The organism is Amycolatopsis sp. NPDC003731 (genome assembly GCF_053586895.1).
Genome location: NZ_JBSFNC010000047.1, coordinates 44922 through 64983, shown reverse-complemented (window position 1 = coordinate 64983; position 20062 = coordinate 44922). Strand labels below are relative to the sequence as shown.

At 72.2% G+C, this 20062-nt stretch carries 19 protein-coding genes; 12 read left to right on the top strand and 7 right to left on the bottom strand.

Features of this window, described 5'->3' with window-relative positions; genetic code table 11:
- Nucleotides 1–246 precede the first annotated feature (246 nt).
- The 3 genes from fmt to ACWDN5_RS21335 are packed head-to-tail and all read left to right on the top strand — an operon-like array spanning nucleotide 247 to nucleotide 3088.
- Nucleotides 247–1173: a methionyl-tRNA formyltransferase gene (gene fmt, locus ACWDN5_RS21345; RefSeq protein ID WP_310975074.1), complete on the top strand. Its 927-nt coding sequence runs from the start codon at nucleotides 247–249 to the stop codon at nucleotides 1171–1173.
- Nucleotides 1170–2594, top strand: a complete 1425-nt coding sequence (locus ACWDN5_RS21340; RefSeq protein ID WP_310975076.1) for an RsmB/NOP family class I SAM-dependent RNA methyltransferase — start codon at nucleotides 1170–1172, stop codon at nucleotides 2592–2594. Before fmt ends, ACWDN5_RS21340 begins: the two co-directional genes overlap by 4 nt.
- Nucleotides 2591–3088, top strand: coding sequence for a flavoprotein (locus ACWDN5_RS21335; protein ID WP_449677505.1), 498 nt, complete (start codon nucleotides 2591–2593; stop codon nucleotides 3086–3088). The genes ACWDN5_RS21340 and ACWDN5_RS21335 overlap by 4 nt, the downstream gene beginning before the upstream one ends.
- 102 nt (nucleotides 3089–3190) lie before the next feature.
- Here ACWDN5_RS21335 and ACWDN5_RS21330 read toward each other — a convergent pair whose 3' ends face one another.
- The 4 genes from ACWDN5_RS21330 to ACWDN5_RS21315 form a co-directional block, all read right to left on the bottom strand.
- Nucleotides 3191–4294, bottom strand: coding sequence for a serine hydrolase domain-containing protein (locus tag ACWDN5_RS21330; protein WP_310975081.1), 1104 nt, complete (start codon nucleotides 4292–4294; stop codon nucleotides 3191–3193).
- 102 nt (nucleotides 4295–4396) lie between these two features.
- Complete coding sequence (gene phoA / locus ACWDN5_RS21325) at nucleotides 4397–5791, bottom strand: alkaline phosphatase (protein WP_449677504.1); 1395 nt, start codon at nucleotides 5789–5791, stop codon at nucleotides 4397–4399.
- A 157-nt stretch (nucleotides 5792–5948) separates the two neighbouring features.
- Nucleotides 5949–6608: a response regulator gene (locus ACWDN5_RS21320; protein ID WP_449677503.1), complete on the bottom strand. Its 660-nt coding sequence runs from the start codon at nucleotides 6606–6608 to the stop codon at nucleotides 5949–5951.
- The gene (locus ACWDN5_RS21315) at nucleotides 6605–7804 is read right to left on the bottom strand and encodes a sensor histidine kinase (protein ID WP_449677502.1); all 1200 of its coding nucleotides are present in this window, start codon (nucleotides 7802–7804) and stop codon (nucleotides 6605–6607) included. Before ACWDN5_RS21315 ends, ACWDN5_RS21320 begins: the two co-directional genes overlap by 4 nt.
- Before the next feature lie 122 nt (nucleotides 7805–7926).
- On the opposite strand from ACWDN5_RS21315, the gene rpe reads away from it, so the two are divergent.
- The 5 genes from rpe to ACWDN5_RS21290 all read left to right on the top strand — a co-directional run bounded on the left by rpe (nucleotide 7927) and on the right by ACWDN5_RS21290 (nucleotide 11573).
- Nucleotides 7927–8598, top strand: a complete 672-nt coding sequence (gene rpe / locus ACWDN5_RS21310) for a ribulose-phosphate 3-epimerase (protein WP_449677507.1) — start codon at nucleotides 7927–7929, stop codon at nucleotides 8596–8598.
- 92 nt (nucleotides 8599–8690) lie between these two features.
- Entirely contained in the window at nucleotides 8691–9311 is a 621-nt protein-coding gene (locus ACWDN5_RS21305) for a riboflavin synthase (protein WP_310975087.1), read from the top strand.
- Nucleotides 9308–10630 carry a bifunctional 3,4-dihydroxy-2-butanone-4-phosphate synthase/GTP cyclohydrolase II gene (locus ACWDN5_RS21300; RefSeq protein WP_310975088.1) on the top strand — a complete coding sequence of 441 codons (1323 nt, stop codon included), beginning with the start codon at nucleotides 9308–9310 and terminating at the stop codon, nucleotides 10628–10630. Before ACWDN5_RS21305 ends, ACWDN5_RS21300 begins: the two co-directional genes overlap by 4 nt.
- The gene (gene ribH / locus ACWDN5_RS21295) at nucleotides 10627–11133 is read left to right on the top strand and encodes a 6,7-dimethyl-8-ribityllumazine synthase (RefSeq protein ID WP_310975089.1); all 507 of its coding nucleotides are present in this window, start codon (nucleotides 10627–10629) and stop codon (nucleotides 11131–11133) included. Before ACWDN5_RS21300 ends, ribH begins: the two co-directional genes overlap by 4 nt.
- A complete protein-coding gene (locus tag ACWDN5_RS21290; protein ID WP_310975090.1) occupies nucleotides 11130–11573 on the top strand; it encodes a PH domain-containing protein in 444 nt (147 codons plus the stop codon). Before ribH ends, ACWDN5_RS21290 begins: the two co-directional genes overlap by 4 nt.
- Before the next feature lie 8 nt (nucleotides 11574–11581).
- On the opposite strand, the gene ACWDN5_RS21285 is transcribed toward ACWDN5_RS21290, so the two are convergent.
- The 3 genes from ACWDN5_RS21285 to ACWDN5_RS21275 form a co-directional block, all read right to left on the bottom strand.
- Nucleotides 11582–13360, bottom strand: coding sequence for a hypothetical protein (locus ACWDN5_RS21285; RefSeq protein ID WP_449677501.1), 1779 nt, complete (start codon nucleotides 13358–13360; stop codon nucleotides 11582–11584).
- Nucleotides 13361–13430: 70 nt separating this feature from the next.
- Nucleotides 13431–14207, bottom strand: a complete 777-nt coding sequence (locus ACWDN5_RS21280; RefSeq protein WP_449677500.1) for an exodeoxyribonuclease III — start codon at nucleotides 14205–14207, stop codon at nucleotides 13431–13433.
- A 63-nt stretch (nucleotides 14208–14270) separates the two neighbouring features.
- Nucleotides 14271–14993 (bottom strand): S1 family peptidase, encoded by a 723-nt coding sequence (locus tag ACWDN5_RS21275; RefSeq protein ID WP_449677499.1) that lies wholly within the window; start codon nucleotides 14991–14993, stop codon nucleotides 14271–14273.
- A gap of 166 nt (nucleotides 14994–15159) precedes the next feature.
- Here ACWDN5_RS21275 and uvrC point away from each other — a divergent pair, with 166 nt between their 5' ends.
- From uvrC to whiA, 4 genes are read left to right on the top strand one after another with little or no spacing between them, the layout of a single operon-like run.
- Nucleotides 15160–17115, top strand: a complete 1956-nt coding sequence (gene uvrC, locus ACWDN5_RS21270) for an excinuclease ABC subunit UvrC (RefSeq protein ID WP_449677498.1) — start codon at nucleotides 15160–15162, stop codon at nucleotides 17113–17115.
- Nucleotides 17116–17157: 42 nt separating this feature from the next.
- Complete coding sequence (gene rapZ / locus ACWDN5_RS21265; protein WP_003101350.1) at nucleotides 17158–18015, top strand: RNase adapter RapZ; 858 nt, start codon at nucleotides 17158–17160, stop codon at nucleotides 18013–18015.
- A gap of 1 nt (nucleotide 18016) precedes the next feature.
- Entirely contained in the window at nucleotides 18017–19003 is a 987-nt protein-coding gene (locus ACWDN5_RS21260; RefSeq protein ID WP_449677506.1) for a gluconeogenesis factor YvcK family protein, read from the top strand.
- Nucleotides 19003–19995, top strand: a complete 993-nt coding sequence (gene whiA, locus ACWDN5_RS21255; RefSeq protein ID WP_043788299.1) for a DNA-binding protein WhiA — start codon at nucleotides 19003–19005, stop codon at nucleotides 19993–19995. Before ACWDN5_RS21260 ends, whiA begins: the two co-directional genes overlap by 1 nt.
- Nucleotides 19996–20062 lie beyond the last annotated feature (67 nt).

Genomic DNA, 20062 nt, shown 5'->3' with positions numbered 1-20062 from the left:
GAGCTGACCTACCGCCGGTTCTTCGACATCACCACGCTGGCCGCTCGGAGGTCCCGAATGAGTCATTCGCGGCAGCGGGGCGGCCAGTAGGCCCGGCTGTCCACAGCACCACCCCGATGTGGACAACCCCGCCTGAGCTGCAACTCGGCACATCGGGGCACTGGCGCGCCCGGCCGGGAGGCGCCTTCTAGACTCGGCCTCGATGTTCCAGCCACCTGAAACCCTGCTTCCGCCGGGGGTGGGTCGATGAAGCTCGTCTTCGCCGGCACTCCCGATCCGGCGGTCCCCGCCCTGCGTGCCCTGCTCGATTCCGGGCGGCACGAGGTCGTTGCCGTCGTCACGCGGCCCGATGCGCAGGCCGGGCGCGGCCGCCGCGTCGTGCGGTCGCCCGTCGGCGCCCTTGCCGATGAACACGGCATCGAGGTCCTCACGCCCGCGCGCGCCGGTGATCCCGCCTTCCTCGCGCGGCTGGCCGAGCTCGCGCCCGATGCCTGCCCCGTCGTCGCCTACGGGGCGCTGCTCCCGCAGGCCGCCCTCGACATTCCGCGGCTGGGCTGGGTGAACCTGCACTTCTCGCTGCTGCCCGCGTGGCGGGGGGCCGCGCCCGTGCAGGCCGCGATCCGCGCCGGCGACGAGATCACCGGGGCCTCGACCTTCCGGATCGTCAAGGAACTCGACGCCGGCCCCGTCTACGGCGTCGTCACCGAGACGATCGGTGCCACCGACACCGCCGGCGCGCTGCTCGGGCGGCTCGCCGAGTCCGGGGCCAAGCTGCTTCTGTCCACCATGGACGGTCTCGCCGACGGCAGCCTCGTCGCGCGCGAGCAGCCCGCCGAAGGGGTCAGCTACGCGCCGAAGGTGACCGTTGAGGACGCGCGCGTGTCCTTCGCCGATCCCGCGTCGGCCGTCGACCGGCAGATCCGGTCGGTCACCCCGGACCCGGGCGCGTGGGCCGAGTTCCGCGGGGAACGCTTCAAGCTCGGCCCGGTCACGGTGCTCGACGAGCCCGGCCCGCCGCCGGGCGAGATCGTGGTCGAGCGCAAACGGGTGCTGGTCGGAACGGCGACGAAGCCGTTGCGGCTCGGCGAAGTCCAGGCACCCGGCAAGAAACGGATGGCGGCCACCGACTGGGCGCGCGGAACACGGATCGACCAGGGAGAGCGCCTCCGGTGAACGACCACAGGGAACGACGCCCGTCACGGCCGCAGCGGGGCCGGCCGGCCCCGCGCAAGGAAGGGCCGCGCCGCCCGCCGGAGGTGGACGCCGCCCGGCAGGCCGCGTTCGACGTCCTCGCGGCCGTCCGGACGAAGGACGCCTACGCCAACTTGGTCCTGCCGGACCTGCTGCGCGAGCGCCGGATCACCGGCCGGGACGCCGCGCTGGCCACCGAACTCGCCTACGGCGCGTCGCGCGCCCAGGGCCTGCTCGACGCCGTCATCGAGGCCTGCGCCGAGCGCCCGCTCAAGCAGACCGACCCGGCGGTGCTCGACGCGCTGCGCCTCGGCGTCTACCAGCTGCTGCGCACCCGCATCCCCGAGCACGCGGCCGTGACGTCCACTGTGGACCTCGTGCGCGCGGAAGCCGGTTCGTGGGCCACGGGTTTCGCCAACGCGATCATGCGCAAGGTGTCCGAAAAGGACGAAGCGGCGTGGCTCGACGAGCTGGCGCCGGACGAGGCCGCCGACCCGATCGGGGCCTACGCGCTGCGCACCGCGCACCCGCGCTGGATCGCCCGCTCCTTCGCCGAAGCGCTGGGTGACAAGGGCGCCGGTCTCAAGGCCGCGCTGGAAGCCGACGACGCGCGCCCCGAGGTCCACCTCGTCGCCCGCCCCGGCGAGATCAGCGCGGACGAGCTCGCCGCGATCACCGGCGGCGACCCCGCGCCGTACTCGCCGTACGGCGTCCGCCTGCCGTCCGGCGCCGGCGACCCGGCCGACGCCGAGCCGGTCCGCGAGCGGCTGGCCGCCGTCCAGGACGAGGGCAGCCAGCTCTGCGCGATCGCCGCGACGAAGGTGCCGCTCGAAGGCACCGACGAACGCTGGCTCGACCTGTGCGCGGGCCCCGGCGGCAAGGCGGCGCTGCTCGGCGCGCTGGCCGCGTTGAGCGGCGCGACCGTCGACGCCGTCGAGAAGGCGCCGCACCGCGCGAAGCTCGTCGAGAAGGCCACGAGCGGGTTGCCGGTGAAGGTGCACGTCGCCGACGGACGCGAGAGCGGCCTGGAGCCGGGGTACGACCGGATCCTCGTCGACGCGCCGTGCAGCGGCCTCGGCGCGCTGCGGAGGCGGCCGGAGGCGCGCTGGCGGCGGCAGCCGTCCGACGTCGCGGACCTGACGAAGCTGCAGGGCGAGCTGATCACCGCGGCTTACGAGCTGCTGCGGCCGGGCGGCGTGCTGACGTACGTCGTCTGCTCGCCGCACCTGGCGGAGACCGAAGGCGTCTTCGCGGAGACGGCGCGGCGGCTGAAGGCCGAGGTGCAGGACGCGCGCGAGTTCTTCCCGGGCGTCCCGGAGCTCGGCGACGGGCCGTACGTCCAGCTGTGGCCGCACCGCCACGGCACGGACGCGATGTTCTGTGCCGTGCTGCGCAAACCGTGAGGGACCTCGGGCTGGTCGCCGGCTCGTGCGGCGGGCTGGACACCCGGTTCGCCGCCGAGCTGGCCCGCCCCGCCGCCGACCGCGGCTGGCGGCCGGCGATCACGCTGACGCCGACCGCGCACCGCTGGCTCGAGGCGACCGGCGCGCTCGCCGACGTCGCCGCCTGCACGGACCTGCCGGTCCGCAGCGTCTCCCGGTTGCCCGGCGAGCCGCGGCCGCACCCGGACCCGGCGGTGTTCCTGTTCGCGCCGGCGTCGGCGAACTCGGTCGCCAAGCTCGCGCTCGGCATCGCGGACAACCAGGCGCTGACGGTGCTGGGTGACGTGCTGGGCGCACCGGGGATCACGGTGGTGGTGGCGTACCAGATCCAGGACACCCGGGTGCACCACCCGGCGTGGCAGCGCCACCTCGACACCCTGAAGGGCGCCGGGGTGACGCTGCACCGCTTGGACGTCCGGCGGCCGTGGACCGAGGCCCTCGACCTGCTGCCCTGAGCAGGCCGGCACAACCCGCGCGCGGGGGCGCCCCCCGTTTTCCACTCTACCGGCAGGCACCGACAATTCCGGACCGCGAACGGAGGGTTGCCGCCCGCCGGCCTACGAGCACAGCGCCGCTTCGGTGACGGTGAACAGCTGTGCCGAGGCGCCCGGTGCCGGGTTCTGGTTCACCACCACCGTGCTCCGGCGGCCGTGCGGGCCCACGCCGGCCAGGTTGGTGAAGCCCGGTATCCCGCCTTCGTGCCCCCAGAACAGCCCGCACGACAACGGGACGCTGCCCAGACCCAAGCCGTAGCGGGCGTTCGGCACGCCCAGGTCGGCCGGGACCGTCCGCTGCATCTCCGCCAGCTCGGCCGGGCGCAGCAGCCGCCCGCCCAGCAGGGCGCCGTAGAACCGGTCCAGGTCCGCCGGGGTGCTGACCAGCCCGCCCGCCGCTCCCGCGATCGTGGCGTCGAAGTCGCTGAAGTCCACCAGTTTCCCGCCCGCCGGCAGATAGCCCACCGCGTGCGGCTCCGGCAGCTTCTCGTCGCCCCGGCGGGGCAGGTACGTGTCGCGCAGCCCCAGCGGCCGCGTGATCCGGCGGGTGATCTCGCCGCTCAGGTCGCGCCCCGTCACGCGTTCCACGATCATCCCGGCCACGATGTAGTTCGTGTTCGAGTACGACCAGCTCGTCCCCGGCGGGAACAGCGCCGGGTGCGCCAGCGCGATCGCCACCAGCTCGGCCGGCTCGGCCCCGCGGTGCCGCAACGTTTCCGGGTCGCTGCGGTCGAGGTCGTCCGTGTAGTTGTAGAGCCCGCTCGTGTGCTGGAGCAGCTGCCTGACGGTGATCCGCCCGTCGGGCAGGAGCCCCGGCAGGTAACGGGAAACCGGCGCGTCCAGCCGCACCCGGCCTTCGGCGGCCAGCTGCAGCACGACCGTGGCGACGAACGTCTTCGTGACGCTCCCGGCCCGGATGGAACCGTTGCGCGGGAACGGCTTTCCGGTCGCGAGGTCGCCGGTGCCGCTGCGCACGACCCGGGTCCGGTGACCGTCCTGGACGACGGCCTCGGCCCCCGGCACCTGCGTGGTGAGCCGGTCCAGGCCCGCCTGGACCGGATCCGCCGTGGCGGCGGGCGCCGTGGCGGCGAGTGCCGGGGCCGCCGTGGTGGCGGCCAGCAGCGCGGCGAGCGTGCCGGCGGTGACGACCCGCAATGACTTCCGCATGAGAGAACCCCCTGGTGTCTCGGAGTTCCCCACGCTAGGGAACGCCGGCACCAGGGGGCATGGGGCAGACCACCCGGGCAACCCGGGGGTCTGCCCCACCACTCAGCGCAGCTTCAGGGCGCGCTTCAGGGTGCCGAACAGGTCGGTCTGGTTGGTCAGGCCGACGATGTTGGCCGCCTGCGGGCCGAGGCCCGCGATGCGCACCTGCGTGCCCGTGTGCGACTGCGAGCCGCCGGTTTCCGCCGTGCCGTAGGCCAGGGTCATGTTCGCGCCCTCGTTGGTGACCAGGGTGGCGGTCAGGCCCGGGGTGGCGGTGGGCTCGACGATCTGGCTGCTGTGGCCGTGGTCGGCGGTCACCAGCACCAGGGTGTCCGGGTGGCTGCGGGCGAACGCCGTGCCCGCCGCGATCGCCGCGTCGAAGTCGACCGTCTCGCCGATCTGGCCGCACGGGTCGGCCGCGTGGTCCTGCTTGTCGATGCTCGCGCCCTCGACCTGGAGGAAGAAGCCCTTGTCGCTGCGGCGGTCGTCGAGCAGCTCGAGGGCCTTGCGGGTCTGGTCGGCCAGCTTCGGCTGGGTGGCCGGCAGCTTCGGGTTCGGGGTGCAGCGGGCCGGCGCGGTGCCGCCGTGCACGGCCGCCGGGCCGGTCCAGTTGACCGGCATGTTGCCGTCGGCGAACAGGCCGAGCACCGGCTTGCCCTTCTTGGCCGCCGCCAGGTCCGCCGCGGTGTTCACCACGGTGTAGCCGGCCGCCTTGGCCTGGTCCAGGACGGTCTTGCCCTTGAACTTGCCCGCCGTCACCGGCTGGTTGAAGTACTTCGCGCCGCCGCCCAGCAGGACGTCGGGGCGGGTCTGCACCAGCTGCTCGGCGATCGAGCCGTTGCCGCCGTTCTCCTTGGCGTTCTTCGCGCACTTGGCGGTCGTCTCGACCGGGCCCTTGCAGTCGCGGTTGACGACGTGCGCGCCGAGCACGGCCGGGGTCGCGTCCTGGACCTCGGCGGTGGTGACGTCGCCGGTGCGCAGGCCGTTGCGCTTGGCAATCTCCAGGATCGTCGGGACGTCGTTGCCGTAGGCGTCGACGGAGATGGCGCCGTTGTAGGTCTTGGTGCCGGTGGCCCAGCCGGTGCCGGACGCGGCCGAGTCGGTCACGTAGTTCGGCTTGGCCGGGTTGTTCTGCTCGACCGCGTAGGTCGTGTAGTCACCGGTCAGCGGCAGCTCGTCCATGGCGAGCCGGCCCGCGGCGCCGCGCTCGTAGTTACGGGCGGCGGTGATCTCCGACTGGCCCATGCCGTCGCCGATGAACAGGATGACGTTGCGGGCGTGGCCGCCCTGGACCGCGGCGCGGACGTCGGCGGTGCGGTCACCGGTGCCGGCCGACGAGCGCGCGTCGGCGTTGCCGGAGCCGTTGGTGGCGAGGGCGACCGGAGCGGCGGCGACCAGCGCGGCGCCGAGCGCGCCCGCGACCAGCCACCGGCGGCGGCCGGCGAACAGCGAAGCCATGTTTCTCCTCGTTGGGGAACTTCGGGAGGTGAGCGCCCGGATTTCGGACACGGGTCATTAGTCCTCCCGCATGTGTGCCGCGGAGGGACTGAGGGTGACGGGAGGGTGGCCGCTGGCCGAACTCATGACTTCACGCGGGTGACCGGGAGCACGTCGGTTATTGACCGCCGAGGTGCCCCGGCCGGACGACGCCCGATTCGTACGCTATGACCACGGCCTGGCTGCGGTTCCCCGCGCCGAGCTTGGCGAAGATGTTGCCCACGTGGGTCTTCACCGTCTCCAGGCTGATCACCAGCGCCGCCGCGATGTCCTGATTGGACAGTCCGGTGGCGATCAGCCGCAGCACCTCGGCCTCGCGGCGGGTGAGCGTCTTCGCCGCCCGCGCGTGGACGCCGCCCGGCCGCCGTCCGCTCACCAGCCGCCGGATCGCCTCCGGGAACAGCAGGGACTCACCGGCGGCGACCGTCCGGACGGCGTGCGCGATCTCCTCCTTGCGCGCCCGCTTCAACAAGAACCCGCTCGCGCCGGCCAGCAGCGCCTCGTGCACGTAGTCGTCGTTGTCGAACGTCGTGACGACCAGGATCTTCGGGGGTTCCGCGAGCGCCGCCAGCACCTGCCGGGTGGCCTCGATGCCGTCCGTGCCGGGCATCCGGACGTCCATCAGGACGACGTCCGGCCCGGTCCGCCGCACCGCGGCCAGGACCTCACCGCCGTCGGCCGCCTCGCCGACCACCGGCAGGCCCTGCTGCTCCAGCAGCGCCCGCAGCCCGGTCCGGACCAGCGGCTCGTCGTCGGCGAGCAGCACCGTGGGCGTCACGCGCCCGCCCGCAGCGGAATGGACGCGCGCAGCCGCCACTGCTGCCCGTCCGGACCGGCGTCGAGCTCGCCGCGCAGGGCTTCGACGCGCTCGGCGAGCCCGGCCAGCCCGCGCCGCCCGGTCCGCGGCCCGTCGCCGGGCAGCGCGTTGACGACCGCGATGCCGAGGCGGTCCGGCCCGGCCTCGACGCGCACGTCGACCGCGCCGGGACCGGCGTGGCGCAGCGCGTTGGTCAGGCCCTCCTGGACGATCCGGTAGCCCTCGCGCGACACCGTGGCGGGCAGCGCGGCGACCGGCCCGGAGACGGCCAGCCGGACGTCGAGCCCGGCTTCGCGGGCGCGCACGGCGAGGACGTCGACTTCGGTGAGCGTGCGCGTCGGCGCTTTCGCGGCCGGCTCCTCGCGCAGCAGGCCCAGGACGTGGTCGAGGTCCTCGAGAGCGCTCCGGGACGCTTCTTCGATCGTGCCGAGTGCGCGCCGGACCTGGGCCGGGTCCGCTTCGACCAGGTCGGCCGCGGCGGCCGCCTGGATCGTCGACGTCGTCAGCGTGTGCCCGATCGAGTCGTGCAGCTCGCGCGCCAGCCGGTTGCGCTGGGCGAGCACGGCCGAGCGGCGTTCGGCCTGCGCCGCGCGTTCGGTGTCCGACGGGCCGAGCAGCGCCTCCGCGCCGGTCCGGAACCCGCGGGTGGCGCCCGCGGTGAGCACCAGCGCCGCGAAGAGCAGCACGACGCCGAAGGGCACCGTCCACCCGCCGAGCGGGACGTCGTCCCAGAACAGGCTGATGGTGTCCTGGCCGCCGGCCAGCCAGACCGCGGGCACCAGCAGGCCCAGGCCGAGGAAGGCGAGCACGGTGAGCAGGATGCCGCTCAACGCCGTGTGCAGGGCGAGCCACAGTCCCGAACGCAGCCGCGAACCGGCGTCGGGTCGCCCGTCCGGGGCCGGAACGGCCGTGCCGAGCAGGGTGTTCGCCAGGCCGATGCCGAGCCGCCGGACGGGCCCCAGCAGGCCCAGCAGCCCCATCAGCACCGCCATGGCGAGCAGGGCGAGCAGAGCCCGCACGCGGGAATCGGCTTCGACGGACACCGCCGCGGCGAAGGCGAACGGGGAAATCGGCAGGGTGAGGACGGCACACGCGACGGCGTACGGCAGGCTGCGGTAGCTGCCGATCCGCACCAGGGACGCCAGGAATCCGGACATGCGGTCGAGGTTAGGACGCACCGGTGGCCCGTGACCTCCCTCTCGGGAGCCAGATCCTGGTCACAACCGGTTAGCGGGCGTTAGCGCGGTCCTCCTACACTCGGGACGTGGCAGACCGACCTTTGATCGCACCCAGCATCCTCGCGGCGGACTTCGCCCGGCTCGGCGAGGAGATCGCCGCCGTCGCGGCCGGCGGGGAGACGCGCGCCGACTGGGTCCACGTCGACGTCATGGACGCGCACTTCGTGCCCAACCTGACCCTCGGCCTGCCCGTGGCGAAGGCCCTGATCGACAGCACCGACCTGCCGATCGACTGCCACCTGATGATCGACGACCCGGACCGCTGGGCGGTCGGGTACGCCGAGGCCGGTGCCTACAACGTCACCGTGCACGCCGAGGCCGCCAAGGACCCGGTCGCGCTGGCGAAGAACCTGCGGGCCGCGGGCGCGAAGGCGGGCCTGTCGCTCAAGCCCGGCACCGCGCTCGAGCCGTGGCTCGACGCGCTGAAGCACTACGACACGCTGCTGGTCATGTCCGTCGAGCCGGGCTTCGGCGGGCAGTCGTTCATCGCCGACGTCCTGGAGAAGGTCCGCACCGCGCGGCGGCTGGTCGACACCGGGCACCTGAAGCTGATCGTCGAGATCGACGGCGGCATCAACGCCGACACCATCGAGCAGGCCGCCGAGGCCGGGGTCGACTGCTTCGTCGCCGGATCCGCCGTCTACGGCGCCGGTGACCCCGGCAAGGCGGTCGCCGCGCTGCGCGAACAGGCGGCCCGCGTCCGGGCCGGCTGACCCCGCAGCGGCACCGGAGAAGTCACCGGACCGCGGCGGGTGTTGGATGGAAGGACCGGCGCAGGAGACCGGCTCACGAGGAGGCAGCGCACGTGTTCACCGGCATAGTCGAGGAGATCGGCGAAGTCACCGCGGTCGAGCAGCTGACGAACGCCGCCCGGCTGCGGGTCCGCGGCCCGCTGGTCACCAGCGACGCCGGGCACGGCGACTCGATCGCGGTCAGCGGCGTCTGCCTGACCGTCGTCGAGGTGGCGGGCGGCGAGTTCACCGTCGACGTCGTCAACGAGACGCTGGAGCGGTCGAGCCTGGCCAAGGTCGCGGTCGGCGACCGCGTCAACCTCGAACGCGCCACCCCGGCCGGCGGCCGGCTCGGCGGCCACATCATGCAGGGCCACGTCGACGGGACCGGCGTGTTCCTCGGCCGCGACGAGAACGGCGTCACGACGTTCGCGCTGCCGGCGCACCTGGCCCGGTACGTGGTCGAGAAGGGCTCGATCGCGGTCGACGGGATCTCCCTGACCGTGGCCGCGGTGACCGCCGACCAGTTCAAGGTGGCGCTGATCCCGACCACCCTGGAGGTGACCACGCTCGGCGGCCGGGAGGCCGGCGACCTGGTCAACCTCGAGGTCGACGTGGTCGCGAAGTACGTGGAAAAGCTGGCCGAGGCGCACATCCGCGACCAGGTGCAGAATCAGCACGGAGGAGCGTCATGAGTGAGACGGCAGAGCCGGAAGCGGGCTGGACCCCGTGCGGCACCGGCGCGGTGTTCGACGCCGACGCCATCGAGCGCGCGATCGCGGACATCGCGGCCGGCCGCCCGGTCGTCGTGGTCGACGACGAGGACCGCGAGAACGAGGGTGACCTCATCTTCGCCGCCGAAAAAGCGACGCCGGAACTGCTGGCCTTCATGGTCCGCTACACCTCGGGGTACGTCTGCGTGGCGCTGACCGAGTCCGAAGCGGACCGGCTGGACCTGCCGCCGATGTACCACACGAACCAGGACGCGCGCGGCACCGCCTACAGCGTCACGGTCGACGCCGCCGAGGGCATCACCACCGGCATCTCCGCCGCCGACCGCGCCCACACGATCCGGCTGCTGGCCGACCCGGCGTCCACGGCGAAGGACTTCCGCCGCCCCGGGCACGTCGTGCCGCTGCGCGCCAAGGAAGGCGGCGTGCTGCGCCGGCCCGGGCACACCGAGGCGTCGGTCGACCTGGCCCGGATGGCCGGCCTCGCCCCGGCCGGCGTGCTCTGCGAAATCGTGTCGCAGAAGGACGAAGGCGACATGGCCCGCCGCGACGAGCTCGAGGTGTTCGCCGCCGACCACGACCTGGCGATCATCACCATCGCCGACCTGATCGCCTACCGCCGCCGCACCGAGAAGCAGGTCGAGCGGGTCGCCGAGGCCCGCATCCCGCTGGCCGCGGGCACGTTCCGCGCGGTCGGCTACGACTCGCTGCTCGACGGCATCGAGCACGTCGCGTTCGTCTACGGCGAGATCGGCGACGGCCAGGACATCCTGGTCCGCGTCCACTCCGAGTGCCTCACCGGCGACGTCTTCGGCTCGCTGCGCTGCGACTGCGGGCCGCAGCTGGAGGCGGCCCTGGAAGCGGTGGCCGCCGAAGGCCGCGGCGTCGTGCTCTACATCCGCGGCCACGAAGGCCGCGGCATCGGCCTGCTGCACAAGCTGCAGGCCTACCAGCTGCAGGACGACGGCGCGGACACCGTCGACGCCAACCTCGCGCTCGGCGTCCCGGCCGACGCCCGCGACTACGGCACGGGTGCCCAGATCCTCTGCGACCTCGGCGTCCGCACCATGCGGCTGCTGTCGAACAACCCGGCCAAGCGGATCGGCCTGGAGGGCTACGGCCTGCGCGTCACCGGCCGCGTGCCGCTGCCGATCTCGCCGAACCCGGAAAACCTGCGCTACCTGCGCACCAAGCGCGACCGGATGGGGCACGACCTGGCCCAGCTGGAGCACTACGACCAGGTCGGCGCGGGCACCGAGCACCCCGACGGAGGAGCACTGTGAGCGGCGAAGGCCGTCCGGACGTCAAGCTGGACCTCTCCGACTGCAAGTCGCTGAAGCTCGGCATCGTCGCCACCCGCTGGAACGCGGACATCACCGACGTCCTGCTGGAGCGGGCGCTGGTCGCGGCGCGCGAGGCCGAGCTGGAAGACGAGCCGACGGTCGTGCACGTCGCGGGCGCGGTCGAGCTCCCGGTGGTGGCGCAGGCCCTGGCCCGCAACCACGACGCGGTGGTCGCCCTCGGCGTGGTCATCCGCGGCGGAACCCCGCACTTCGAGTACGTGTGCGACGCGGTGACGGCGGGCCTCACCCGGGTCGCGCTCGACGAGAGCACCCCGGTCGGCAACGGCGTCCTGACGTGCGACACGCACGAGCAGGCGGTCGACCGGTCGGGCCGCCCGGGTTCGAAGGAGGACAAGGGCTACGAGGCGACGGTGGCGGCCCTGGACTCCGCGCACGTGCTGCGGAGCCTGCGCCAGCCGTGGACCGAGCGGGGTTTCCAGTGAGCGTCGCGACTTCGCTGGTGATCCGCCCCCGCCGGGCGATGATCATGTGCAGCGTGCTGGCGGTGGCGCTGCTGGCGGTGTTCGTCGTGGTGGCGATCCTGCTGCGCAACGGCGACACCGGGGTGCGTTTCCAGCGCTCCGACCAGGCGGCGATGGTGGGCATCGGCATCCTGCTGGCGTGCGGGGTGATGCTGTTCGCGATCGCGCGCGTACGGGCGGACGCGGAGGGCATCGAGGTGCGGAACGTGCTGCTCACGCGCCGGTTCGCGTGGAGCGAGGTACTGTCGGTGAGCTTCCCCGACGGGGCTTCGTGGGCGCGCCTGGAGCTGCCGGACGACGAGTACCACGCGGTGATGGCGGTGCAGGCCGTGGACCGCGACCGGGCGGTGGAGGCGGTGCGGGCCCTGCGGAAGCTGCACCGCGCGGCCACCGGCGGCTGATCTTCGCGTCAAACGGAACGGCGCACGAGTTCCGCGGGGTCGGCAGCTGTCGCGGCTCCGAGGAAAAACGCGACGAGTCTGTGGCTGGCGTCGTCCTGCGGAGTCACAGACGCCGCGACGTCGTACATCTCCCGGCGGACCGCCGCCGGCAGAAGGTGCTGAAGACTCAGGCCGTGGGCGAGGAGAAGGCGAGTCCACCGGCTCGTCTCCGGGTCGGCGATGCGATCGAGCACCGGTGCGACGTCGAGCTTGCGGGGCTTCGGCGGGACCCATCCGTCCTGGCCCGAGGTGAGGCTCAGGGTGCTCCAGAAGATGACGTTGGCGTCGCGGTGGATCAAGCAGGCTTGGTCGATCTCGCGAATCACCGGCGGAATCCGGGCGCATGCCTGGTGCCGGTAGCGGGCGATCGTCCACAGTGCGACAGCCGAATCGAGCGACTGTTGGTGCAGTCCGCGGATCCTGGAGACGAGGACATCCACGGACTGACTCAGGACCGACTCGTGCTCGGCTGCCACTTCGAGGCCCTTGGACACGGCGACTCCCACGGTGTACAGGTCGTCGTCGTGGCACCGATCGAGCAGCTTGCCGCACAGTTGCACATAGGCTCGGGCCGCCTTGGTGTTGCTTGATGTGACCGGTCTGCGAAGAAGAGCTATGAAGGCGAAGTAGTCGTTGGCGGAACGCGTGGCCAGTGCTCGGGTCAGCGCATCCAAGAACCGGTCGCTCGTCCAGAGGTGGAAGAACGCCGACCTTGGTAATTGCCGGATGAAGTCGGCCAGGTTCTGGCTCTGGAACTCGTCCTTCGTTATCCTGGTGTGCAGAGCCGACAAGAGGGATTCTTTCGAATCGTTGCTGTTGAAGACCTTCTGGTGCAGTTCGGGGTCCGAGATCCGGCTGGCCCGCATCAGGCGTGCGGCCGAATGGAAGTTCATCCGGAATTGCTGTTGTTCGTCCAGTCTGAGCAGCTCCGTGGTGATCGCCGACACGGGCAAGATTGCGCCGATGACTTGCATGTGTGGCTTCATGTCGAGAATGCGGAGCCTGCCGATCAGCTCCAGAACGTCCTTCACGTGACTTCGGCCGAGCCTGCGCAGCAGCTGGTGAAAGTTCTCGTGAATCGCGTCGGCCAGTGCCTCCCTGGGTACGTGTCTCGACTTTGTCGCCGTTCCGAGGAACTTGGTGCAACTGCGTGGGCTCATCGTTCCGAAGAGCTCGCCCAGCGCGGCAGCCCAAGTGGTTTCCTCCGGGAGTGGGCGCCCGTTCATCGCCTGACTCACGGCCTGCCGTACTGCCTGCAAACTGCGGGGCTGGGGATCGTGCTGGTGCTGGCGGTCATCCGGGTAGGCCAGCCAGTCGGAGAAGGTGACGAGGGTCGCCAAAAGCTGCGTCGCGCGAGCTTCGTTCGGCCCGTGTCTGTCGAACGGGGAGAAGTGGGACGCGACGTTTCTGATCTGCCGGGCATTGGTGAGTGCTCCGGCTACGGTGAACACGGCGGGAGCGTCGAACAGCCCGGAATCGATGGACTTTTCTATCACTTTTTCGAACGTAGACTTTCGGGAAAAGGCGGCCAGGTCGGGCCGGCTCTGCAGGAGGGCCGCCCTGATGTTGGCTTCCAGTATCTGTCCGCAGAGGGCGGTCATCGAACGCCAGGCGCCGACGTGCTCGACCAGGATCAGCTCCTGCCACAGGTCCTTCAGTGCGGCTTGGCTGTTCCCGGCATCGAGAACCTGGGCAGGACTCCACTTCGTCATGATCAAGGAGCGGATGTGCGAGAGTCCGTACTCCATCGTGCCTCCACCGACGCGGACCGGGCTGGTCGTAGGACTTGAGTCGGCGAGCGCGTGATGGTTGTTACGATCAGAGATCCAGGTCGACCACGATCGGCGCGTGGTCCGACGGCCCCTTGCCCTTCCGCATGTTCCGGTCCACATAGGAATCCGTGACGGCGTCGGTGAACGCGGAATTCCCGTACACCAGGTCGATCCGCATGCCCTTGTTGTTCGGGAAGTTCCCCGCCCGGTAGTCCCAGTACGTGAACGGGTGGTCGTACTTCAGCGGCCGCGGGAAGACGTCCGACAGGCCCAGGTCCCGCAGGCGGGCCAGGGCGTCGCGCTCCGGCTTCGTCACGTGGGTCGACTCCGCGAACTGCGTGATGTCCCAGACGTCCGCGTCCGTCGGGGCCACGTTGAAGTCCCCGAGCACCGCGAACGGCCCGGCCGCGATCTCCGCCGCGACCAGCGAGTGCAGCGACGCAAGCCACTCCAGCTTGTACGCGTAATGCGGGCTGTCCGGCTCGCGCCCGTTGGGCACGTACACCGACCACACCCGCACACCGCCGCACGTCGCGCCCACCGCGCGCGCCTCCGCGGCCCCCTCGAACGAAGGCTGGCCCGGCAGCCCGCGGACGACGTCGGCCAGCCCCACCCGCGACACGATGCCGACGCCGTTCCAGCGCCCGAGCCCGTACGCCGCGACCTCGTACCCCAGCGCCTCGATCTCGGCCGCCGGGAACGCCTCCGTCGTGTTCTTCAGCTCCTGCAGGCACAGCACGTCCGGCGCCGTCTCCTCCAGGAAGCCCAGGACGCGGGGCAGGCGGGGGACGATGGAGTTCACGTTCCAGGTGGCGATCCGCATGCCGCGAGCATCGCACACCCCACCGACAAAACCGGGGCGGCGCCGGAACGCCGCCCCGGGAACTCACACGCCCGCGGTCGTCCGGATCCAGGACCGGCTCGCCGCCACGCTCGCGTAGTTGTTCGTGCCGCGCGTGTTCGAGCCGCTCTGGTTCTGCACCGTCGACGCGACGCCGACCTGCACCCCGTTCGCGACCTCGGGACCGCCCGAGTCGCCCTTCCACGCCGAGCCGTTGACGCCGACGCTCTGGATCGCGCGGCCGCCGTAGGCGTCCGTGGACCGGCCGGTCACCTGGACGTTCGCCGTCTTCAGGGCCGTCGCCGGCGGGCCGCTCGGGGTGGTGCGGCCCCAGCCGTAGATCTGGTTCGTGCTGCCGGTCGCCGGGTCGGAGCTGCCCAGCGAAATCGGGGACGCGCTGGTCGCCGAGGCCAGGTGCAGCAGCGCGATGTCGCCGTTCGGGGACTCGTACTCGCCGTCGACGGCGATCTTCGTGCCCGAGAGCAGCGTGTTGCTGCCGACCCGGACGTACATCCCCGAATTGTCCTGGTCCAGGCAGTGCACCGCGGTCAGCACCCAGCGCGACGCGATGACCGTGCCGGAGCAGTTGAAGCCCTGGTAGTCGCGGCCGGGCGTGTTCACGTACACCTGGGCGCCCCAGGAGACCGCCGGGGCGGTGCCGCCGCCGACGATGTTCGGCTGGACGCCCGCGGAGGCGACCGCGCCGCCGGCGAGGGTGAGCGCGACAGCGGCCGCGGTGGCGGCGCCGGCCAGACGGAGAGAGCTCACGGTGGTGATCCTTTCGACAGGGGGACCGGATCGGCCGGTCGGAAAGTAACCACCACGTCACCGAGCGGGACACCGACGAAGGTCGGAAACGGACGAACACCCTACTTCCGATGGGGCAGCCGGGGGCCCACCGGAAACTGTCGGTGCCGCCCCATAGTCTTGAGGAGTGGCTGACCCGACCACCTACCGTCCCTCGCCGGGGAGCATCCCGGATGCCCCTGGCGTGTACAAGTTCCGTGACGCGACCAAGCGGGTCATCTACGTCGGCAAGGCCAAAAGCCTCCGCAGCAGGCTGAACTCCTACTTCGCCGACCTCTCCGGCCTGCACCCGCGCACGCGCCAGATGGTCACGACGGCCGCGAGCGTCGAATGGACCGTCGTCACCACCGAGGTCGAGGCCCTCCAGCTCGAGTACAACTGGATCAAGGAGTTCGACCCGCGGTTCAACGTCCGCTACCGCGACGACAAGAGCTACCCGGTGCTCGCGGTGACGCTGAACGAGGAGTTCCCCCGCCTGCACGTCTACCGCGGCGCGCGCAAGAAGGGCGTCCGGTACTTCGGCCCGTACGCGCACGCGTGGGCCATCCGCGAGACGCTCGACCTGCTGCTGCGCGTCTTCCCCGCGCGCACCTGCTCGGCCGGGGTGTTCCGGCGCCACGGCCAGATCGGCCGCCCCTGCCTGCTCGGCTACATCGACAAGTGCTCGGCGCCCTGCGTGGGCCGCGTCTCCGCCGACGAGCACCGCGACATCGTCGAGGACTTCTGCGACTTCCTGGCCGGCAAGACCGACGTCATGATCAAGCGCCTGGAAGCCGAGATGGCCGCCGCGTCCGAGGAGCTGGAGTTCGAGCGCGCGGCCCGGCTGCGCGACGACCTCGGCGCCCTGCGCCGCGCCATGGAGAAGCAGGCCGTCGTGCTCGGCGACGGCACGGACGCCGACGTCGTCGCGTTCGCCCACGACGAGCTCGAAGCCGCCGTCCAGGTCTTCCACGTGCGCGGCGGCCGGGTCCGCGGCCAGCGCGGCTGGGTCATCGACAAGGCCGAGGAGATGGACGTCCCGGCGCTGGTCGACCACTTCCTCACCCAGTTCTACGGCGACGAAGCCGAGCTCGACGCCCGCGACGACGTCGACTCCGGCCCGGTCGTCCCGCGCGAGGTCCTGGTGCCGGAGCTGCCCGCGGACGCCGAGGCGGTCGCGGAGTGGCTCACCGGGCTGCGCGGCTCGCGGGTCCAGCTGCGGGTGCCGCAGCGCGGCGACAAGAAGGCCCTGGCCGAGACCGTGCAGCGCAACGCGGGCGAGGCGTTCACCCAGCACAAGCTGCGCCGCGCCGGTGACCTCACCGCCCGCTCGGCCGCGCTCACCGAGCTGCAGGAGTTCCTCGGCCTCGACACCGCGCCGCTGCGTATCGAGTGCATCGACATCAGCCACATCCAGGGCAGCGACGTCGTCGCGTCGCTGGTCGTCTTCGAGGACGGGCTCGCGCGCAAGTCCGAGTACCGCCGTTTCGCGCTGCGGGAGGCGGCGGCCGAGGGTGACGTCGCTTCGATCGCCGAGGTCGTGCGGAGGCGGTTCTACCGCTACCTGAAGGAAACCGCCGAGGAGTCGAGCACGCCCGGCCTCGACCCGGAGACCGGGCGGCCGAAGAAGTTCGCCTACCCGCCGAACCTGCTGGTCGTCGACGGTGCGGGCCCGCAGGCCACCGCGGCCGCCGACGTGCTGGCCGAGCTCGGCATCACCGACATCTCCGTGGTCGGGCTGGCCAAGCGGCTGGAAGAGGTCTGGCTGCCGGCCGACCCCGATCCGGTGATCCTGCCCCGGACGTCGGAGGGGCTGTACCTGCTGCAGCGGCTCCGGGACGAGGCCCACCGGTTCGCCATCGCCTACCACCGCGAGAAGCGCTCCAAGCGGCTGCAGACGTCCGAATTGGACAGTGTGCCCGGGCTGGGGCAGGCTCGCCGCACCGCGCTGATCAAGCACTTCGGCTCGGTGAAGAAGCTCAAGCAGGCCAGGGTCGAAGAGATCGAGGCGGTGCCCGGCTTCGGCAGGCGCACCGCGGAGGCCGTGGTCGCCGCGCTGGCCGGGGAGTCCGGCGCGAGCAACGGCACAGGAGCAGGGGAGTAGGGAAACACAGTGAGTGCGCAAGAGGAGATCCGCGGCTCCGGCATGGAGGTCGCGGTCGTGTCCGGGTTGTCCGGGGCGGGCCGCAGCACGGCGGCCAAGTGCCTGGAGGACCTGGGCTGGTTCGTCGTCGACAACCTGCCCCCGGAGCTGATCGCCACCATGGTCGAGCTGGGTGCGCAGGCGCGCGGCGCGATCACGAAGGTGGCGGTCGTGATGGACGTGCGCTCGCGCGCGTTCACCGACGACCTGGCCTCGGTGATCAAGGACCTCGACGCCCGGGGCTACAAGCCGCGGGTGCTGTTCCTGGAGGCGACCGACGCCGTGCTGGTGCGGCGCTTCGAGGCCGTCCGCCGGGGCCACCCGATGCAGGGTGACGGCCGGCTCGCCGACGGCATCACCGCGGAGCGGACGCTGCTGGAGCCGCTGCGCGAAGAGGCCGACCTGGTGCTCGACACGTCGTCGCTGTCGGTGCACGACCTGCGAGCCAAGATCGAGGACGCGTTCGGGTCCGAGGCGAGCACCCAGACCCGCGTCACCGTGCTGTCCTTCGGCTACAAGTACGGCCTGCCGATGGACGCCGACCTGGTGATGGACGTCCGGTTCCTGCCCAACCCGTTCTGGATCCCGGAGCTGCGCGAGCACACCGGGCTCGACGGCGAGGTCCGCAACTACGTCCTCTCGCAGGAGGGCGCCGAGGAGTTCCTCGACCGCTACCACCAGCTGCTGCGGCTGATCGGCGCCGGCTACAAGCGCGAGGGCAAGCGGTACCTGACGCTGGCCGTCGGCTGCACCGGCGGCAAGCACCGCAGCGTGGCGCTGTCGGTCGAGCTCGCCCAGCGCCTGTCCAAAGAGGACGGTATGGCCGTGAAGGTGGTGCACCGCGACCTTGGTCGTGAATAACGTGCGCGCGGTCGCCCTCGGGGGCGGCCACGGACTGCACGCCACACTGTCCGCGGTGCGGCGGGTGACCCCCGACGTCACCGCGGTCGTGACCGTGGCCGACGACGGCGGATCGTCCGGCCGGCTGCGGCGCGAACTCGGGCTGCTGCCGCCGGGCGACCTGCGGCAGGCGTTCGCCGCCTTCGCCGCGGAGGACGGCGGCACGCTGTGGGCCGAGGTCTTCCAGCACCGCTTCGGCGGCGACGGCGCGCTGGCCGGGCACGCGGTGGGGAACCTGTTGCTGGCCGGGCTGTTCGAGGTGCTCGGCGACCCGGTCGCCGCGCTCGACGAGGCCTGCCGGCTGATGGGCGTCTCGGGCCGGGTGCTGCCGATGTCGCCGGAGCCCCTCGAAATCGAGGGGCAGGTCAGCGGCCTCGACAGCGAGGACCCGGCGGCCCTGCGGACGATCCGCGGCCAGGTCGCGGTGGCCACCACCCCGGGTCAGGTGCGGCGGGTCAGCCTGCGCTCGCCGGGCCGGGCCGGGCGCCCGCCGCTGGCGTGCGAGGAAGCGGTGCAGGCGGTGCTGAACGCCGACGTCGTGTTCCTCGGGCCCGGCTCGTGGTTCACCAGCGTGCTGCCGCACCTGCTCGTGCCGGGGCTGCGCGACGCGCTCGTGCGGACGGCCGCGACGAAGGTGCTCGTGCTCAACCTTGTCCCCCAGCCGGGGGAAACCGCGGGATTCTCACCGGAGCGGCACCTCGACGTCCTCTTCGAGCACGCGCCCGATCTGCGGGTCGACGCGGTGATCGCGGACCGCGATTCCGTGCCCGACCCGGCGAATCTCCGGCGCGCGGCGGAACGGCTGGGCGGCCGGGCGCACCTGGGGGCGGTGGGCGACCCCGAAGTGCCGGGACGGCATGATCCTGATGCGCTCGCGTTGTGCATGCGGGAGGCTCTCGGTCTCGGCGGGGAGCACGGGGGAGGAGCGAAAGGCAGGGAGGGGCAGTAATGGCGATGACCGCCGCGGTGAAGGACGAGCTGAGCCGGCTGGAGATCACGAAGATCGGGCCGCGCCGGGCGGAGGTCGCGTCGCTGCTTCGCTTCGCCGGCGGGCTGCACATCGTGGCCGGCCGGGTGGTCGTGGAGGCGGAGCTGGACACGGGCTCGGTCGCGCGACGGCTGCGCAAGGAGATCCACGAGCTGTACGGCCACCATTCGGACGTCCACGTCATCACCGCCAGCGGCGGCCTGCGCAAGGGCACCCGGTACGTCGTGCGCGTGGTGAAGGACGGCGAGGGCCTGGCCCGCCAGACGGGGCTGATCGACCAGCGCGGCCGCCCGGTGCGCGGCCTGCCGGCGGCGGTGGTGTCCGGGGGCGTGGCGGACGCGGAAGCGGCGTGGCGGGGCGCGTTCCTCGCGCACGGCTCCCTGACCGAACCGGGCCGCTCGTCCTCGCTCGAGGTGACCTGCCCCGGCCCGGAAGCGGCGCTGGCCCTGGTCGGCGCGGCGCGCCGGATGGGCATCCAGGCGAAGTCCCGCGAAGTCCGGGGAGCGGACCGCGTGGTGGTCCGCGACGGCGACGCGATCGGCGCGCTGCTGACGCGGCTGGGCGCGCACGCGAGCGTCCTGCAGTGGGAAGAGCGCCGGATGCGCCGCGAAGTCCGCGCGACGGCGAACCGCCTGGCCAACTTCGACGACGCGAACCTCCGGCGCTCGGCCCGCGCGGCGGTCGCGGCGGCGGCCCGGGTGGAGCGCGCCCTGGAAATCCTCGGCGACACGGCCCCCGACCACCTCCTGGCCGCCGGTCGGCTCCGGCTGTCCAACCGCCAGGCGTCCCTGGAGGAGCTGGGGCAGCTGTCGGACCCGCAGATGACGAAGGACGCGGTGGCGGGCCGGATCCGCCGCCTGCTGGCGATGGCGGACAAGCGGGCCAAGGACCTGAACATCCCGGACACCGAGTCGGCGGTCACCCCGGAGATGCTGGAAGAGGAAGACGCCTGAGAGCCCGGTGCCAAGTCGCTTGGTGTCGGAGGTCGGTCAGGCGGCCGGGTGGGCCGGCAGCGCTTCT

Coding starts and splice junctions, on each gene's coding strand:
- ACWDN5_RS21330 (WP_310975081.1), bottom strand. CDS start 4,294: ATGCGGAAGTCATTGCGGGTCGTCACCGCCGGCACGCTCGCCGCGCTG.
- ACWDN5_RS21300 (WP_310975088.1), top strand. CDS start 9,308: ATGAGTGAGACGGCAGAGCCGGAAGCGGGCTGGACCCCGTGCGGCACC.
- ACWDN5_RS21315 (WP_449677502.1), bottom strand. CDS start 7,804: ATGTCCGGATTCCTGGCGTCCCTGGTGCGGATCGGCAGCTACCGCAGC.
- phoA (WP_449677504.1), bottom strand. CDS start 5,791: ATGGCTTCGCTGTTCGCCGGCCGCCGCCGGTGGCTGGTCGCGGGCGCG.
- ACWDN5_RS21280 (WP_449677500.1), bottom strand. CDS start 14,207: ATGCGGATCGCCACCTGGAACGTGAACTCCATCGTCCCCCGCCTGCCC.
- ACWDN5_RS21285 (WP_449677501.1), bottom strand. CDS start 13,360: ATGGAGTACGGACTCTCGCACATCCGCTCCTTGATCATGACGAAGTGG.
- rapZ (WP_003101350.1), top strand. CDS start 17,158: ATGGAGGTCGCGGTCGTGTCCGGGTTGTCCGGGGCGGGCCGCAGCACG.
- fmt (WP_310975074.1), top strand. CDS start 247: ATGAAGCTCGTCTTCGCCGGCACTCCCGATCCGGCGGTCCCCGCCCTG.
- whiA (WP_043788299.1), top strand. CDS start 19,003: ATGGCGATGACCGCCGCGGTGAAGGACGAGCTGAGCCGGCTGGAGATC.